This window comes from uncultured Alistipes sp. (genome assembly GCF_902388705.1).
Taxonomy (GTDB): Bacteria; Bacteroidota; Bacteroidia; order Bacteroidales; family Rikenellaceae; genus Alistipes.
On sequence record NZ_CABMQJ010000027.1, the window covers coordinates 1 to 18,601 of the forward strand.

12 protein-coding genes are annotated in these 18,601 nt (G+C 58.8%); 11 read left to right on the plus strand and 1 reads right to left on the minus strand.

Translation table 11 applies throughout. The features are described from left to right. A partial coding sequence (locus QZT71_RS07870) for an FGGY family carbohydrate kinase (protein ID WP_295914770.1) occupies nt 1–614 on the minus strand: 614 nt, incomplete at its 3' end. Between the two features lie 93 nt (nt 615–707). On the opposite strand from QZT71_RS07870, the gene QZT71_RS07875 reads away from it, so the two are divergent. From QZT71_RS07875 to QZT71_RS07925, 11 genes are all read left to right on the plus strand, one after another. Next, nucleotides 708–1,610, plus strand: coding sequence for an AraC family transcriptional regulator (locus tag QZT71_RS07875; protein ID WP_295914773.1), 903 nt, complete (start codon nt 708–710; stop codon nt 1,608–1,610). A 661-nt stretch (nt 1,611–2,271) separates the two neighbouring features. Beyond that, nucleotides 2,272–5,223, plus strand: a complete 2,952-nt coding sequence (locus QZT71_RS07880; protein ID WP_295914778.1) for a TonB-dependent receptor — start codon at nt 2,272–2,274, stop codon at nt 5,221–5,223. Nucleotides 5,224–5,238: 15 nt separating this feature from the next. Continuing rightward, complete coding sequence (locus QZT71_RS07885) at nt 5,239–6,744, plus strand: RagB/SusD family nutrient uptake outer membrane protein (RefSeq protein WP_295914781.1); 1,506 nt, start codon at nt 5,239–5,241, stop codon at nt 6,742–6,744. 23 nt (nt 6,745–6,767) lie between these two features. Further along, nucleotides 6,768–7,682, plus strand: coding sequence for a DUF4984 domain-containing protein (locus QZT71_RS07890; protein WP_295914783.1), 915 nt, complete (start codon nt 6,768–6,770; stop codon nt 7,680–7,682). Nucleotides 7,683–7,743: 61 nt separating this feature from the next. Then, complete coding sequence (locus tag QZT71_RS07895) at nt 7,744–9,744, plus strand: hypothetical protein (protein ID WP_295914785.1); 2,001 nt, start codon at nt 7,744–7,746, stop codon at nt 9,742–9,744. A gap of 98 nt (nt 9,745–9,842) precedes the next feature. After that, nucleotides 9,843–12,515, plus strand: coding sequence for a DUF4458 domain-containing protein (locus QZT71_RS07900; protein WP_295914787.1), 2,673 nt, complete (start codon nt 9,843–9,845; stop codon nt 12,513–12,515). Nucleotides 12,516–12,534: 19 nt separating this feature from the next. Continuing rightward, nucleotides 12,535–14,178, plus strand: a complete 1,644-nt coding sequence (locus tag QZT71_RS07905; RefSeq protein WP_295914788.1) for a hypothetical protein — start codon at nt 12,535–12,537, stop codon at nt 14,176–14,178. A gap of 3 nt (nt 14,179–14,181) precedes the next feature. Then, a complete protein-coding gene (locus QZT71_RS07910; protein ID WP_295914790.1) occupies nt 14,182–16,218 on the plus strand; it encodes a S8 family serine peptidase in 2,037 nt (678 codons plus the stop codon). A gap of 12 nt (nt 16,219–16,230) precedes the next feature. Next, nucleotides 16,231–17,046 (plus strand): DUF1573 domain-containing protein, encoded by an 816-nt coding sequence (locus QZT71_RS07915; RefSeq protein WP_295914792.1) that lies wholly within the window; start codon nt 16,231–16,233, stop codon nt 17,044–17,046. Between the two features lie 22 nt (nt 17,047–17,068). Beyond that, nucleotides 17,069–17,545 (plus strand): lipocalin family protein, encoded by a 477-nt coding sequence (locus QZT71_RS07920; RefSeq protein WP_295914794.1) that lies wholly within the window; start codon nt 17,069–17,071, stop codon nt 17,543–17,545. Between the two features lie 464 nt (nt 17,546–18,009). Next, on the plus strand, nt 18,010–18,579 hold the full coding sequence (locus QZT71_RS07925) for a GNAT family N-acetyltransferase (protein WP_295914796.1): 570 nt from the start codon (nt 18,010–18,012) through the stop codon (nt 18,577–18,579). Nucleotides 18,580–18,601: the final 22 nt, after the last annotated feature.

The window sequence follows — 18,601 nt, forward strand, 5'->3', positions numbered from 1 at the left end:
GGGAAGAGCGCGGCGTCGACGCCCGCCTCGCGCAGCAGTCCGCCGTCGATTTCCCGCGTGCGCGGGTCCATGAACTGCGAGGTCGAAAGAATCGTGTACTCGCACACCTTTTCGCCGGTGAGCAGGTACGACAGCGCATCGGGCATGAAAAGCACCGACTCTGCGTTCTCCAGCGCCGACATTCCCTCCCTGCGCGCGGCGCAGAGCTGGTAGAGCGAGTTGAAATTCATAATCTGGATGCCCGTGCGCCGGTAAACCTCGCGCCGGGGCACTTTCCGGAAAAACGCTTCGGGAGCATCGTTCGTATAGGGATCGCGGTACGCGCGCGGAAGTCCCGCCAGGGTCCCGTCCGCCGCCACACAGGCCATGTCGACGCCCCAGGTGTCGATACCGACGGAGGTAACCGGGATCCGACGCTGGCCGGCCAGCGTCAGGCCGTGCAGTATCTCCTCGTACAGGGCGTATATGTTCCAATAGTATTTGCCGCCGATCTGGAGCAGGCGGTTGGGAAAGCGGTGCAGCACCTCGAGTGCGATGTTGCCGTCCGAGAGCGTCGCGAGAATCACGCGGCCGCTCGTGGCGCCGAGGTCGACACCGATGAAATAACGATTCATCACCGGAAGTTTTAGGTTAATGATGCAAAATTATACAATCTTTTCCCTAACTTTGTTAACGGTTTTGGCAAAACTCTATATAGAATTGACAGAATGGACGACCGGCCGCAAAGCATACTCCACTACCTCCCCGTTTCCCCGCGCGACGAACAGTGGGGAATCGTCTGCACGACGGCAGGGCACCAGCACGTCCCGCCCGGCACCCCCTATCCCGTTTCGGAACACCCTGAAAATTACTTGTTTTACAAAGGATGCGGGCGTACGCTCGACGAATACCAACTGGTCTACATCACCGCCGGCAGCGGCCGTTTCGAATCGGCGTCGTGTCCTTCGGCAACGGTCGAGGCAGGCACCATGCTGCTTCTTTTCCCCAACGAATGGCACTCCTACTCGCCCGATTCCGGAACCGGATGGACAGAGTGGTGGGTCGGCTTCCGCGGTGTCAATATCGATAAACTGGCGGCACAGGGGTTCCTCTCCCCGCAGCGGCCGATGTTCTCCATCGGATGCAGCGGGGGCATCGAACGCTGCTACCGCGAAATCATCGCCACGGTCGAAGAGCAGCGCGTGGGATTCCAGCCCCTGATTTCGAGCATCGTGCTCCACATCCTGGGCTCGGTGCTCTTCAAGCACAGCAACCTGCTCTACAACGACAACCCCGTCGTGGAAAAAATCAACCGGGCCAAAGCCATCATGCGCGCCCGCTTCGACCGCAGCACCTCCCCCGAGCAGATCGCCCGCGAGGTGGGCATGGGCTACACCTGGTTCCGCCGCGCGTTCCGCGAGTATGCGGGAATGGCGCCGGCCCAGTACCAGCAGACGATGCGGCTCAACAAGGCCCGCGAACTGCTGGCCACAACCACCCACACCATCTCCGAAATCGCCTACGTGCTCGGATTCGAAAGCGTGAGCGCCTTTTCGCTCTTCTTCCGCACCCGCGAACGCCAAAGCCCCACCCGTTACCGTGCCCGCTACCGGAGCGGCAAGGAGCGATAAGGCACACCCCGGATTCGAGCCCGGAGGTTATGTTTTAAAATGAAATCACACAGCAATACTTACAATCTGTAACTTTCAGCAGGTCTAAACAGATCTGATTCTTATCCGACTTCCCGTTTCAGCCTAAAATATCCCGCAAAATACCCCTTAAAGAACACTTAAGCGGGTTTTGCGGACTGTATCCTGCACGCCCGGGATTCTTGAAAATCGTTATTTTCCTGCATTTTCGAAGAACTTCCCGGCATACTGGAAAATTATTTTCAAATTTCTCCCCCTTTATTAAACGCCGTCCCTGCACGACCGTCATTTTATAAATATATTAAAAACAGTCCCGTACAAAAACAAACCGGGCGGTAAATACCCCGGATCCGAAAGCGCTCTGACAGTAACGAATCGGCATATAATTCCAAAATTTCAAAACACTTCAAAACTTTTTTACATTTTTATTAAAATATTTTAAACTTTATTCAACCGTTTTATAATAAATCGAAACATCACGTCAACTTATTTATTATAAACAAAATACGCTATCCCCATATATACAAAAGTGGAACTAAACAGCCTTTCTGCGACACCCCGGGTTACATTTCATTGATTTTGAATATTTGGCAAAGTCGTTTTAATTATTTTTCTTTGCCGCGTAAGAAAGTATTATCCACTTATGCAAAAAACAAAACTTCTACTCAACATTCTTGCATTCTTCCTTTGCGCGCTACCGGTTATGGCCGTAGCACAGGGGGGGGGTAATGTGACCGTCCGCGGTATCGTCACGTCCGCGGACGACAAGCAACCCCTGATTGGGGTCAACGTGATTTCCGGAGCCGCCAGCGGCGTCAGCACCCTCGCGGACGGAAGCTACACGATTACCGTTGCCGCGGGCACCGCGCTCACGTTCCAGTACATCGGCTACAAACCCGTTGTCTACACGGTTCCGGGCGGCAGCGCCTCGGTGAACTACGACGTTGCGATGCAAAGCGAATCGCAGACGCTCGACGACGTGGTGGTGATTGCCTACGGCACCCGGAAGAAGGGAACCATCGCCGGCTCGGTATCCACCGTGAAGGCCGAAAAGGTCGAGAACACCCCCACGGCTGCGTTCGACCAGGCCCTGCAGGGTCAGGTTCCGGGCCTCTCGGTCATGTCCAACTCGGGTGAGCCGAGCAAGGCCGCAGTCATGACCATCCGCGGTACGAACTCGATTAACTCGGGCACCGAACCTCTCTACATCCTCGACGGCCTCGCCATTTCGAGCGATGACTTCAACGCCATCAACCCGGCCGACATCGAGAACATCTCGGTACTCAAGGATGCCTCCTCGACCTCCATCTACGGTGCGCGCGCCTCGAACGGCGTTATCGTCATCACCACCAAGCGCGGACGCTTCGCCGAGCGGGCGAAAATCGAATACCGCATGCAGCTCGGTTTCTCGCAGATTGCCTACGGCAACTGGGATTTGATGAACACCGGCGAGCGTATCCAGTACGAGAAGGAGATCGGCCTGACCGCGGGCAAGAACTACGACGTCCTGCGCAAGACCGACGTCAAATGGCTCGACGAGGTGTTCAACAACGCGGCGCTGCTGCAGAACTACGAAATCTCGGTTTCCGGTGCCGGCGACAAGACCAACTACTATTTTTCCGGCGGTTACTACAACCAGGAGGGTACTGCCGTAGGTTCGGGATTCGAGCGTTACTCGATTCGCGCCAACGTCGAGCAGCGGGCCGCCAAGTGGCTCAAAATCGGCACCCAGACCATGATGAACTACCAGGAGTTCCAGCGCGCCCAGGACGGCGAATACACGCTCGTAACCCCGATTTCGGCTGCCCGGTTCATGATGCCCTACTGGAATCCGCACCGCCCCGACGGCTCAATCGCATCGATCGAAGACGGCACGTGGAAAGGCGACGGGCAGAACCCGCTGGAGTGGATTCAGAACAACCCGATTACCTATAAGAAATACAAGGTGATTTCGTCGCTGTACGCCGAAGCCATGCCCATCGAGGGACTCACCATCCGCTCGCAGTTCGGCGTCGACTACTCGCACGGCACCGGATTCGCAGTTTCCTATCCCAACTACGCCCCCAACCAGAACGACGGCACCGTACAGCGCAACTCCTCCGACGGACTCAAGCTCACGATTATCAACACAGTCAACTACCGGTTCATGGCGGGTGAGAAGCACTCGTTCAACTTCCTCGTCGGACAGGAGGGCACCGATTACCGCTACGAAGGCTTCAGCATCGCCACCAAGGGACAGAACAACGACAAACTGGTCAACATCTCCGCGGGTACGCGCGCCACTTCGTGGAGCGACGTGGCCAGCGACGACTACGGACTGGTTTCGTTCTTCGGCCGCGGCGAATACAACTACGACGACCGCTATTACGCCGAGGCTGCGGTGCGTACCGACGCCTCCTCGCGCTTCGGCGCCTCGAACCGCTGGGCCGGTTTCTGGTCGGCCGGTTTCATGTGGAACCTGCGCAACGAGAAATTCATGGAAAACGCCCGCCGCTGGCTGACTTTCGCACAGATATCGGCCAATACGGGTACTTCGGGCAACTCGGAGATTCCCAACTACGAACACCTCGCGCTCGTAGCGGGCGGGCTGGACTACATCGGCAACGCCGGCATCGGGCCCAAGCAGCCGGGCAACGAAGACCTGCGCTGGGAGAAACTGTGGTCTACGAACATCGGCCTGCATTTCGGCTTCTGGAACCGGCTCAACGTCGACCTCGAATTCTACAACAAGCGCACCTCCGACATGCTCATGGAAGTTCCCGAATCCTACGCCAACAAGGGCTTCGGCTACCAGTGGAGCAACGTGGGCGTCATGATTAACCGCGGCGTCGAGCTGAACCTCACTGCCACCGCCGTGCAGGCCAAGGATTTCGTCTGGACGGTCAACGCCAACGTTTCGTACAACAGGAACAAGATGACGGAGCTCTACAACGGGGTTACCGAATACGAAATGTCGAGCACCAACACCAAACTGGTCGTCGGCCGCTCCTACGGCGAATTCTTCATCAACCGCTTCGCCGGCGTCAACCCGGCCAACGGCGACGCCCTGTGGTACACCAAGGACGGCGAGCTGACCAACGAGCTGCGCGACGAGGACAAGGTGATGATTGACAAAAGCTACGTCGCCCCCTGGCAGGGCGGTTTCGGCACGACGCTGGCCTGGAAAGGGCTCTCGCTTTCGGCCCAGTTCAGCTGGGTGGCCGACCGCTGGATGATCAACAACGACCGCTACTTCGACGAGTCGAACGGCCGCTTCGCCTCCTACAACCAGTCGAAGCGCCTGCTCCACCGCTGGAAAAAACCGGGCGACATCACCGACATCCCGCGCCACGGCGTCTACACCGAGTTCGACGACCGCCTGCTGGAAGACGCCTCGTTCCTGCGCCTGAAGAACCTCATGTTGAGCTATTCGCTCCCGCAGGCATGGCTGAAGCGCACGCGCTTCATCAGCGGCGTAAAAATCTACGCGCAGGCCCAGAACCTGTTTACGTTCACCAAATTCACGGGCCTCGACCCCGAGGGAATCGGCAATATGTACCAGACGCAGTATCCGATGGCGCGCCAATTCACTTTCGGACTCGATTTAACATTCTAAAACGGGAATATGAACATGTTACGCAATATAAAACTCTATTTTTCGGCCCTCGCACTGCTCCTCGGCGCCACCTCCTGCCTGGAAAAGTACCCCGAGTCGGCATTCCAGGAGAAAGACGCCATGCGCACCTTTGCGGATGCGGAGCAGACCCTCACGGGGCTTTACGCCTCGCTCAAGAGCGGCAACCTCTTCAGCGGCAGCCTCACCCTGATGCCGGACATCCAGGCCGACCTCGTATACGCCGTCGAGGGCAACACCAACCCCTACGGCGAATTCTGGCGCTGGGACATCCGTCCGACCAACCTCGACCTCGACGCGGTCTATGCAGACCTTTACGCCGTGATTACCCGCTGTAACTTCTACCTCGACCGTATCGGCGACGTGGTTGAAAACGAAATCAACGACACCAACATCGAAACGCTCGAGCAGTACACGGGCGAAGTCTACACCATCCGCGCGCTCTGCTACTCCGAGCTGCTCAAATGCTTCTGCAAGGCTTACGATCCCGCCACCGCCAAATCGGAGCTGGGCGTGGTAATCCGCACGAAGTACTTCACGCCGGAGCCCATCCGCCGCGCATCGCTCTACGACTCCTACGAATTCGTGTTGAGCGATTTGGCCGAAGCCGAGAAGCGGCTCGACAAGGACAAGAACAGGGCCAGCTACACCTACATGTCGCTCGCGGCAGCCGAAGCGCTGCACGCCCGCGTGGCTCTCTACATGCAGGACTGGGACAAGGCCATCGAATATTCGAGCATCCTGATCGACAAGCGCAAGGATACCTTCGCGCTGGCCGACACCAAAACACAGGTCACCGCCGACTACACCGCATTCGACTACATGTGGGGATACGACGCCAGCGACGAGATTATCTGGCGCATCGGGTTCACCGAAACCTCCTACGGCGGGGCGCTCGGCTCGGTGTTCCTGAACTTCAACCGGGACTACTACTACTTCTACCCCGACTACATTCCGGGCAAGTCGTCGCTCGACCTCTACGACGAAAAGGATTTGCGTCTGGCCGGTTACTTCTACGAGACGGAAACGGGTTACCAGAACCAGTTCTCGTGGCCCCTGCTGGTAAAATACTACGGCAACCGCGATTTGATCGACAAACTCATCTACCACGTTTCGATGCCCAAGGTGTTCCGCCTGGCGGAACAGTACCTGATTCGCGCCGAGGCCTACTGCCGCAAGAACGACTTCTCCAAAGCCGGCAACGACCTCACCACGCTGCGCAAGGCGCGCTACGCATCGGGCGGGGCACTGAACGTCACCAAGGACAACTGGCTCGACAACATCTCCGACGAGCGCGTGCGCGAACTCTACATGGAGGGCTTCCGCCTGCACGACCTCAAGCGCTGGGGCCGTGGCTTCGAGCGCAAACCGCAGGCCAACACGCAGAAAGAGGCCAGCTCGCTCAAAATCGAGCCCAACAACCCGCTCTTCGTATGGCCTATCCCGCAGCATGAGCTGGAGGCGCCGGGTTCGGAGATACTTCCCAACGAAAGCAACAAATAGCAACAATGAATAGACCACAGACAATGAAACGAATTATCACGGTTTTGTTTGCAACGGGACTCTTTGCGATTTTCACGACAGGCTGCAACGAGGAGTATAAGACTTACTCCGACGCAGAATATGCGATGTTCGCAGACACCCTGGCAACCTATCCGGTACTCCGGAATCAGGAGTATTTCTCGGTTCCCGTTTCCTCTACCGTCGCGTGCGACTACGACCGCACGTACGGCGTAGAGATCATCGACAAGGGCAGCAACGCCATCGAAGGACAGCACTACCGCCTGCTTTCCAATACGATCACCATAAAGGCCGGGGAGCGCTCTACCGACGTGAAGGTAAAGGGCCTCTACGACAACATCGAGGCCGCCGACTCGCTGGGCTTCATCCTCAAACTGGTCATGCCCGAACAGCTGCAGTGGAACAGCCTCTACCACGACCGCACCAAGGTAGTCATGCAGAAGAGCTGTCCGTACGACATCAACGACTTCACAGGCTGGTGCGTGGTCACCTCGCTCTTCCTCCAGGATTACCCCGGTGCGGAGAACACGAGCATCCAGCGCCTCATCCGCACTGAAAAGCACCCCACCGAGGAGAATATGGTTATCCTCCGCAACTGGCTCTTCAACGGCTACGACGTCACGATTCGCCTCAATCCGGACGACCCGGCCCAGCCGCTGGTGACCATGGACGACAAGCAGGTTCTCGCCGACGAAGCCGTCGTATTCGGACAGATCCTCGGCGACAACAAGATTCTGGTCACGAACAGTCCGCTCTACGACTCCTATTTCAACAGCTGCCAGCATTACGTGGAACTCTGGATTAAGGTGCATGTCGAGAACATGGGCGTGAACGTGGGCCTTGTCGGCCACTTCTACAACGTCCTGGAGTGGGTCAGCGACGAGGAGGCCGGGCGGCTCCAGCGTGAAGAAGGCATGTAAGCGGGAAAATCGTCACGCTCTTTTAATTATAGTTTAGTTAGGAACAAAAAACGAAATGATTATGAAAAGGTACTTTTCACACATGGTAACGACACTGCTCGCAGGGGCGTGTCTCGTGGCAGCATCGTGTTCCAAGTCCGACGAGGGGCCGAAGATTCCCGAACCGAACTTCCCCGATGCCGTTTCCCAGTCCGTCGAAGCCGGCGGCACCTATACGCTCAATATCGAACCCAACCAGGATTGGGAAGTAAGCGTCCCGACCGCCACGTACCAGTGGTTCTGGATTCAGGACGGCTCGCAGAAAGTCAGCAGCAAAATCGGCAGCGCCGGCAAGGCTCAAATCGTGATCGGCATCTCCGAACAGGAGGAGTTCGACCAGAACCGCGTCTGCGAAGTGACGCTGAAGATGGGCGGCCAGAGCAAGGTCATCCTCACCCTCACGCGTGGCACGCTGGAGCGCTCGTTGAGCATCCGCACCTGCGTAATCGACGCCAACGGTGATTTCACCTACGACCCCGACAGCGAAACCAGCGGCCTGTCGTACCTCTACCAGGCCGACCCCGCGACGAACGTCAGCCTGCTGTGGCCCGAAGGACGCATGGGCTTCATGATGCCCGTGCTCGTCGAGGGCAACTTCAGCTGGGCCGTCAACAAAATGCCCGCATGGGTTACCTCGCACGTTACGGTCGGCAATGCCGGCGAGCGTGTCGAGCTGCTCCTGATGGGCAACGCTCCCGCCTATCCGCTCGACGGGGCCGACGACAAGCTGGTGTTCATCGACACGGACAACCACGACAAGTCGTTCGAAATCGGCATTACGATTCCTCCCTGCCGCGACATCTTCAAAATCTCGGATTTCGAAGCCGTGAGCCGGTTCAACGCCAGGGCCGAATACTACAACTCCAAGACCAGCAGTTGGGTTCCGGGCAGCGCCATGGGCAGCATCATGGGCATCGACGGTTCGAAAATCTACGTCTTCTCGGAGGTCAAACAGCAGTACGGCGAACCCTACCTGACCGGCGATGCGGAAGATATCGCCTGGATCACCGTGACCGAGGAGCCCTGGGACGAAACCTCCGAAGGCGGCGTCGTGCAGACGCGCAAGGTGCTGGTCGGCGTTTCGGCCAACCCCGGCGACGCCCGCAAAGGCGTCGTGGTGGCCCTGCCCGCATCGGAAGCGGCGAAAATCACCGGCCCCGACGATATAATCGACGCCGCAGAGGTGCGGGAGCAGTACAAACCGTATATCATCACCACCATCGAGCAGGAGGCTACTCCGGGCGCCATCGAGGCCGCGGAGCCCGATTATATGACCGAGGCGGGCGCCGCATTCGTAAAACTGGCTTCGGGCGCATGGCCTGTAACCGACTACCAGGTAACCGACGGTTATCAACTGACCTACACCAAAGCCGATTCGTGGCAGAAGTCCTACCTGACTTTCAACCGGGAATATACGGACTATGCGGTTTACGGTTACGACGGACCCCAGGAACCGCTGGACAAGGACAACTGCTGGATTACGGTGGAGAAATCCTCGAAAGGAGTCGTTATCAGGATGGCTCCCGAGAAATATGCGAAGGAGGCGAAGGAGAGCTTCGTCGTATTCTCCGACGCAGCGGGTTCGTATGCCATGGTCTACTGCATCTATGACCCCGATGCCGACATCGGCGGAGGCGGCGATGACTTCGAAGTGAAGTTCGCTTCGGCGAATGTCAACGGCGCGATACTGGAGGCAATCACGCAGGATAATTACAAACAGATCGCCGCACAGTACGGTTTTGCCGAGAGCGACTTCAAGGAGAACCTCGAAATGAACATCGTCCAGTACGTCCTGATTTACACCGCGGCAAACCCCGCGAACGCCGAACTGGAGGTTACCTCCACCCAGAACATGATGGTCATGCCGTGGGGACTCGAATGGCTCGACTACGAACCCCTGTCCGAAACGCGGCTGCTGATTTCCATGACCCGGCCCGGCGCGGAAGACCCCGCTACCGGCATGGTGCAATTCCTCAAGGGAGAAGGTTTCCGGTGCATCATCCACTGCAAACCCACTTTCTAATCACTACCCGGAAAACAGGGCCCTTGTTCGCAAGGGCGGGGGCCCTGTTTTTTACGACTATAATTAATTGAGAAACTACAGAGCAGGTTTTTTTAGATATGAAACTATTCAGATTTTTCGTAATCGCATCGATCGCATGCCTTTCGACGGCTTTCCTCGGCGGATGTTCCGACGACGAGGGCGTCGACAACCGTGACCTCGATTACGGATACGTTCAATTCAAGTTATACAAGGAGGCGTCTTACGACGGCACCCGGGCTGTCAAACCCCAGCTCGACTACCTCTCCGAGGCAAGCAAGGTAAAGGTAACGCTTTACTACAACGAACAGACCATCGCCCAGACGCTCACGCTCTCGGCCGCCGACAAGCCCAGCGCCGAATTCGGCCTGCGCAGCGAGAAACTCAAACTGCTGACCGGCAGCTACCAAATCATCACCTTCTCGCTCTACGACGCGAACGACGAGCTGCTTTACAACGGCACCCCGCTCGACAACACCCTCGAGGTCATCTCCGGGGGACTGTCCGTACGTGACCTGACCGTCAATGTCGCGCCGCGCGGCAAAGTGCGTTTCCGCATCACCAAGGACATGTCCGGGTTCCACGAAACCCCCGGCAAGACGCGTGCCGTCGAGCGCGAGTACACGTTCGACGAAATCGCGTTCATGAAACTCACGGTCAAACACCGCATCACCAACGAGCAGACCGTCTTCGACATGCTGCCCACCAAGTTCACCACCCATTTTAAGGACGACACGGAGGAGGGCGCACCCGAAGACAAGGAAGATGGCTACCAGACTTCGACGCTGACCTGCGACACCCTGCTCTCGCTCAAGGCCGGCGACTACACCCTGGCCTCCTTCGAGGCCTACGACAAGAACAAGCTCCTGCTGGAGACCAACAACCGCCCCGCAGGCGAGGGTTTCAGCATCGAGGACAACAAGACGACCAAGACCGACGTGAAGGTCACGCTCTACGAGGCCGACGAATATATCCGCGACTACTACGCGCTCTACCAAATCTGGAAAGCGCTCGACGGCGAGAACTGGTACTACCGGGGCGAAAGCTTCGTCCAGGGCGCCAACTGGGACTTCAACAAGGATCCCGACATGTGGGGCAACCAGCCGGGCGTCGAGCTGCATTCCAACGGCCGCGTGGCCAAAATCGACATCAGCGAATTCGGCTTCCGGGGACACCTGCCCGCGGCCATCGGCCAGTTCACGGAACTCATCGAGCTCGCCCTGGGCACCCACGGCGACACCAACCTGCTCGGCTACGACCCGTCGCTGGCCCCCGACAAGAGCCTCACGGAGCGCAAACGCACCCGCATGGAGCGCAACAAGGCGTTCCTGGAGCTGATCCATACGCCCACGCAGGTGTCCGAACCGATTGCATTCGCACTGGCCGAACACAATATCTCGATTCCGGCCACCTCGCTCTACAAAGAGTACTCCGAAGACGAGATTATCGACCGGAAGACGGGCCTCCAGAAGAACATCCGTCCCTACGACGTCATACACGGCAAACTGGTCAACGGCCTCAAGTCCGTCGACCCTGCCATCGGCAAACTCCAGAAACTCGAGAACCTCAATATCGCCAACGGCGAGCTGGAATCGCTGCCCGACGAAATCGCCGACCTCAAGTCGCTGACCGACCTCGAGATCTACAACTGCCCGAAGATGATTCGTTTCCCGATGGGAGTCGCCGCGATGCCGGAACTCATTTCGCTTAACATCTCCAACAACGCACAGTGGTCGCCCGAAGAGCTTTACAAAGGCCTCGACGCCATCGCCAACGGCCCCTCGAAAGAGAAGCTGCAGATTCTTTACGCTACGAACAACAAGCTCAAAGAGGTACCCGAATCGTTCCGCAACCTGAAGAAAATCGGCCTGCTCGACCTGTCGAAGAACCAAATCGAAACAATCCACCCCTTCGGCAAGGAGGTCGCCCCCGTACAGCTCTACCTGGACAACAACAACCTGACGCACATCCCCGTGGACGAAGACGGTTATTTCTGCGGCACGGACGACACGGAAACGATTTCGGTGACCTACAACAAACTCGCCAAGGTTCCCAACATTTTCTCGGCCAAGAGCAAATTCGCGATGAAGTCGGTCGACTTCTCGTACAACGACATCGACGGTTTCGAGGGCGAGGATACCGACAGCTACAAGGGCATCCGCGTTTCGACCTTCACGCTTTCGGGCAATCCCAAGCTGACCAAATTCCCCACCTGCTTCGCCAAGTCGAATTCGATGATCGGCTACATCGTCCTGCGCGCCTGCAGCATCAGCGAGTTCCCCAAAGGCTGCTTCGACAGCAAGAACTCCGTGGCGCTCATGTCGCTCGACCTGTCGTACAACGCCCTCAAGGAGCTGCCCGAGGACTTCACGGCCGAGAAACTGCCCTACTTCTACGGCATCGACGTGTCGTACAACGCCTTCGACAAGTTCCCGTGGGGGCCGCTCGACTGCAAGGGACTCACGGTATTCTCCATCCGCGGCCAGCGCGACGCCGAGGGCCGGCGCTGCCTGCGCGAGTGGCCTACGGGCATCTACAAGCACACCGGCCTGCGCGGGTTCTACATCGGCTCGAACGACCTGCGCAAGATCGACGACACGATTTCCTACCTGATTTACCAGCTCGACATCAGCGACAACCCCAACATCACGTTCGACGCTTCGGGAATCTGCTACTACTGGAAGCAGGGCGCCTATACACTCATCTACGACAAGACGCAGAACATCCTGAACTGTGACAAAATGCTCGAATAACACTTAAGGAGAAAAGACAATGAAAATCACAAGCTATATAACCGTCCTTCTCTGCACTTTCGCGTGCTTCAGCTGCTCCGACGACAAGACAGTCGGCTTCGGGGTGGACAAAGACGCCGTCCAGATGGGTGCCGAAGGAGGCAAATATACCGTCCGGGTGGCTGCAGGCAACGACTGGATCGCCACGACCGACGAACCCTGGATTACCATTTCGCCGGCCAACGGCCGCGGCTCGGTCGACTGCCAGCTCATCATCGACTCGGCGCTGCTGGCCTCGCCCCGCCGCGGCGTAGTCCGCATCCAGGACCAGAAAACCCGCGACCACAGGGAAATCACCATCGACCAGCAGGGCTTCGACTATGCCATCACGGTCGACAAGCCGGAGGTTTCGGTCGACAATTACGCGGTCTACGGCACGCGCTACTTCGAAGTGAAGGTCAAAACCAACGTCGATTTCGACGTCGAGGTTCCCGAGTCGTCCCAGAGCTGGCTCAAGTTCGACCGGTACACGGTCGAGTTCGACCGCGGCATCCGTCCGCGCGAAATCACCGTGCGCTTCAACTGGGGCATCAACTCGCAGCCCAACGAGCGCATCGCCGACATCAGCTTCAAACCCAAAGAGTCGGTCGAACTGGCCCGGCAGGACAAGCTCCTCGTCACGCAGAAGGCCGCCGAACCGATTGTGGAGAACACCCGCGAAGGCGACTCGGTCGCACTGCTGGCCGTAGCCCGCACGCTTGAACTGTGGAGCTCGTGGGAGGGCACCGGCGAGAAGATGGACAACTGGAGCGGCGTAGAACTCTGGGAAGAGGGCATGAAAGGCTACACGGAGCAGAAGAAAGGCCGTGTGAAATACGCCAGCTTCTTCATGTTCAACACCAAGGAGGAGATTCCGTTCGAAGTGCAGTACCTGACGGCCGCCGACGAGTTGCGCTTCTTCAGCAACGAAAACGGTTTCATGAAGAGCCTCAACACGGGCGAACACATCACCAAGCTCACGCAGCTGCGGCGCCTCACCATCTCGGCATACGGCCTGACGGAACTGCATCCGGACTTCAGGAACCTCGCGAATCTGGAATATCTCGATTTGAGCAGCAACAACTTCCAGACGATTCCGGCCGACCTCAACAAGACGAACTTCCCCAAACTGCGGACGCTGATTCTCAACGCCAACACGCGCCACAACATCTATGACTTGAGCAATACGGTGGAAACCAACTACGGCGGCTTTTCCGACGAGGAGGAGTTCCCGCGCCGGATGATCGAATGGGATCTCGATACGCTGGTGCTCTCGGTGAACTACCTGCGCGGCCCGCTTCCCGCGATGGAGGATTACGAGAAATACACCGAACAGGACATCATCGACGCCGACACGCTGCCCCGGGCACTGATCGGCACCCCGAAAGTCATGCCCCACACCAAGCGTTTCGCCATCAACCTCAACCGCCTGACCGGCGAACTGCCCGCGTGGCTGCTCTACCATCCGGCGCTCGACTGGTGGGCACCTTTCCAGCTGGTGTTCACACAGGAGGGCAAGACTTTGGAGGGCAACATGGCAGGCTTCAGCAACGAGCCCATCAACATGAACTATTACTACGAATTCTACAAGGGATTCAAGAATCCCGATGCAGACGAGGAGGACGAAACTCCCGACAACAAATAAGCAATGAAGATGAAAAGATATTTATACGGCATTCTTGCCCTTGCATTTCTGGCATTTACCGCCTGCACCAACGAGGAATTCCCGACCACGGAGCCTGTCGGGCCGGAACCCCCGGCCGGGCATGCGGAAGGCGAACTGCTCGTCAAATTCGCACCTTACGTAAGCGAAATCCTCGACCGGACGGCAGCGGCGACCCGCAGCGGCGGGCCCGCCACCCGCTCGGGCGTCCTCTCCGTCGACGAGATTCTCGACATCGTCGGCGGCTACGAAATCCAGCGCGTATTCCCGGCCGATCCCCGCAACGAGGAGCGCACCCGCGAATCGCAGCTTCACCTGTGGTACGTCGTCCGCTTCGGCGAGGATTTCACCGCCGAGCAGGTCGCCGAGAAACTCTCGACCGTGGGCGAAGTCCAGCGCGTGGACTTCAACCGCACCATCCGGCGCGCCTACGACAAAAAAGCCACACCCCTGACGCGCGAGGCGCTCGCGGCCATGCAGCGCACGACCCGCGCCCTCGCCGGCGAGGAGTACCCCTTCAACGACGAACTGCTGCCGATGCAGTGGCACCTGATTAACCGCGGCATGTTCGGCGACAAATCGATTGTCGGCGCCGACGTGCAGTGCGAGCAGGCATGGAAAAACTCGACGGGCGACAAATCGATTATCGTCGCCGTCCTCGACGAGGGCGTGGCGATCGACCACCCCGATCTGAAGGACAACATGTGGGTCAACGAAAACGAAATCTACCGCTCGAACCGGGACAACGACGGCAACGGCTATGCCGGCGACGTCTACGGCTATAACTTCGTCAAGGAATCGGGCATCATCTCGTGGGAGGACATAAACGACGTGGGCCACGGCACGCACGTCGCGGGCGTAATCGCCGCCCGGAACGACAACGGCACGGGCATCAGTTCGATTGCCGGCGGCCGCGGCGACATCCCCGGCGTAAAAATCATGAGCTGCCAGATTTTCTCGGGCAACACCCAGAGCAACATCATGTCGTCGGTACGTGCCATCAAATACGCCGCCGACAACGGCGCCGTGATTTTGCAGTGCAGCTGGGGCTATCCGTCGGGCAGCGCCAATCCCCTCGACTGGGGCGATCCGGGCTTCAAGACCGAAGAGGAGTGGGCCAAGGGTTCGCCGCTGGAAAAGGAGGCGCTCGACTACTTCATCCACAACGCAGGTTCGCCCAACGGCCCCATCGAGGGCGGCCTGGCGATTTTCGCCGGAGGCAACGAATACGCGCCGCAGGCCGGATTCCCGGGAGCCGCCGAGCAGTGCATCTCGGTTTCCGCCACGGCTGCCGACTACACGCCCGCCGTCTACACCAACTACGGCCCCGGCATCACGATCGCGGCCCCGGGCGGCGACCAGTTCTACTACTACGAATACTTCGACGAGAACCACAAGCGCGGCGAAATCGGCGGCACGCTTTCGACGCTCCCCTTTAACGTCAGCGAAACGGGCTACGGCTACATGGAGGGCACCTCGATGGCCTGCCCGCACGTATCGGGCGTAGCGGCGCTCGGCCTTTCGTACGCCGCGCAGCTCCGCCGCCACTTCACGGCCGACGAGTTCAAGGCGCTGCTCTATGAAACGACCACACCCATCGACGACTATATGACAGGGCTGAAAACCTACTACAACACCGCCCTCGACCTCGGTATGAACCAACCCGTGCAGATGACCCTCTCCAACTACCGCAACCAGATGGGCGTAGGACAGGTCAACGCCGCCAAACTGCTCAACGCCGTCGCCGGCAAAGGCATCCAGATGTCGTTCCCGAACCTTTACATCGCACTCGGCAAGGAGGTCAGGGCCATTCCGGCCAACTACTTCCCCGACGGCGAATCGCTGACCTATACGGTCGCCGTCGCCGACACTTCGATCGCCACGGCGACGGTGGAAGGTGCCAAGCTGACGGTCAAGGGGCTGAAGATCGGCACGACCAAGGCGACCGTCACTTCGAGCAAGGGCGAAACGCACGCCTTCAACATCACGGTGCGCAAGGCAACGGGCAACGGCTGGCTCTAAACGGACACGACGATGCGATACGGAGTGACAACGGCACGTGTGCTTCTCTGCTGCGGGGCTTTGTGGACGGCGGTTGCCGCCACACCGCTCCGTGCGCAGCTGCGTATCGTCCCGCGCGCAAAACTCGACAGCCTGGCGCACCCCGCCACGGCCAGGGGAGGCGAAGCGATGCGCTTCGAACGCACGCAGATCGAAACCGGCCGCATCGGCGAGGACGACGCCCCGTCGCGCTACGAATACAAATGGCATAACGACGGCACCGCACCGCTCGTCATCACCCGCACGGTGACGACCTGCGGCTGCGCCGTGGCGACTTTCGACAAACAGCCCGTGCGGGCCGGCGGCCAAAGCACCGTGACGGTCACCTACCACCCCAAAGGGCATCCGGGTAATTTCTACCGGCGGATCTTCGTCTACACGCAGCTCTCCGACAAGGAGCCGACAGCCATCCTCGAACTGACGGGCAGCGTCGAAGCATCGAAACGAACGGACGACGACTATCCCTACGCCATGGGGCCGCTGCGGCTCAAGCAGCAGGCCGTCCGCTTCGACCCGTCGGCAGGCCCGGCCGAGGAGCGCATCGAATGCCTCAATACGGGCGACAAAGCGCTGCACCCGGGCAGCGAAGCGAACCGGCTTCCTGCGGGAATCACGCTTTCGTGCGAACCCGCGACACTCGCCCCGGGCCGGACAGGCGATTTAATCATCCGGTTCGACCCCGCCGCAGCGCCGCAGCGCCTGCCCCGACAGCTGCCGCTGATCATACAGGGGCCCGACGTCCCGCCGAGCCTACGCACCCTGCAAATCCGGTTCGAAGAAACAGAATAAGAAACAGATAAAAACAAGTCATATGAAAAAGATTTTGAGATTCACGCTCCTTTCGCTTATCGCGGCGGCTTTCTGCGCCTGCGACAACGACAAGGCGTATGTAGCTCCGATGGAAGTTTCCCCCAACAACCTGGCGGGCACCTGGCAGCTCGCCCAGTGGAACGGCGCACCGCCCGCCGAGGGAAACTATGTCTACATCGAGTTTATCCGCAAAGACCAGAAGTACGTCATGTACCAGAACTACGACAGTTTCAGCCCCCGCAAACTGACGGGCCGCTTCGCCCTGACGACCGACGAGGAGCTGGGCGCCATCATCTACGGCAACTACGACTACGGCGCCGGCGACTGGCAGCACCGCTATATCGTGACCGACCTCTCGTCGACCTCGATGGTCTGGACGGCCAAGGACGACCTCTCCGACGTATCGCTCTACGTGCGCTGCGACGGCATTCCGGAGAGCATCACCGGAGGCAGCGACAACGGCGAAACGGAAAAATAACGGCCGCAGTCCGCCAGACGGCACACACGAAAGGGGGTACAGTGTACCCCCTTTCGCATTCCTGCCGGCCGCCGCTTTTCATCGCCGCCGTCACCGGCCGGATTCCACTCCGGCTCCTTCTCCGGCTCCTTCTCCGGCTCCTTCTCCGGAACCCGGCTCCCGCTTTCAATCCAAGCCATCCGGCTTTTTGTCCAAGCCCCGGCCCGGTTTTTCAATCCCAGAATACCCGCACTGTAGCCACAACGGCCCACCCGCATTTATCCCGGCACCGCAACCGCAGCCACCGGTCAGCCGCCGGTAACAGCCTGCAAAACGGCCACCGGCCTGCAAACGGCAGCCGCTGCCGCATCCAGCCGTAAAACCTGCCCGCAGCATGTTTCCGGAGGGGGTTTCCCAGACCTCGCAACGCCACGGAGGTTTGTAATGTGCGAAATTTGCAGTATCTTGCGCAAAACTCGGAAACGATGACACAGGAACTGCAATTCATACCTTTCAAATCCCGCAAGGACAAAGGCTGGGCCCAAGCCTGGGCGCTCTACGAAAAATCATTCCCGGACTGCGAACGCTGGCGGGCCGAAGACTACGACCGCGCGTTCGGCGATTCGCATTTCGAAGCCGACGGCATCTGGCGCGGCGGGGAGTTCATCGGCATCCTGTTCAACTGGCATGCCGGCAGCTACCGCTACCTCGAGCACCTGGCCATCTCACCCGCCCTGCGCGGGCAGAACATGGGCTCGCAGGCGCTCGCGGCATTCTGCCAAAAGGTCGGCCGCGTTATCCTGGAGATCGATCCCCCGGTCGACGACATTTCGCGCCGCCGCCGGCATTTCTACGAGCGGCTGGGCTTCGTCGTCAATCCCTACGACTATATCCACCCCTCGTTCCGCAAGCCCTTCACACCCCACAAACTGGTGCTGATGAGCTATCCGTCTGCCATTACATACGAAGAAGCCCGCGGTTTCGCGGACTTCGTTCGGGAGAGGGTGCTCCGCTATTCGGAGCACGAAAACCCGGTATTGCCCAAACTGCCGTAAACGGCCTCTGCCAGGCCATGCA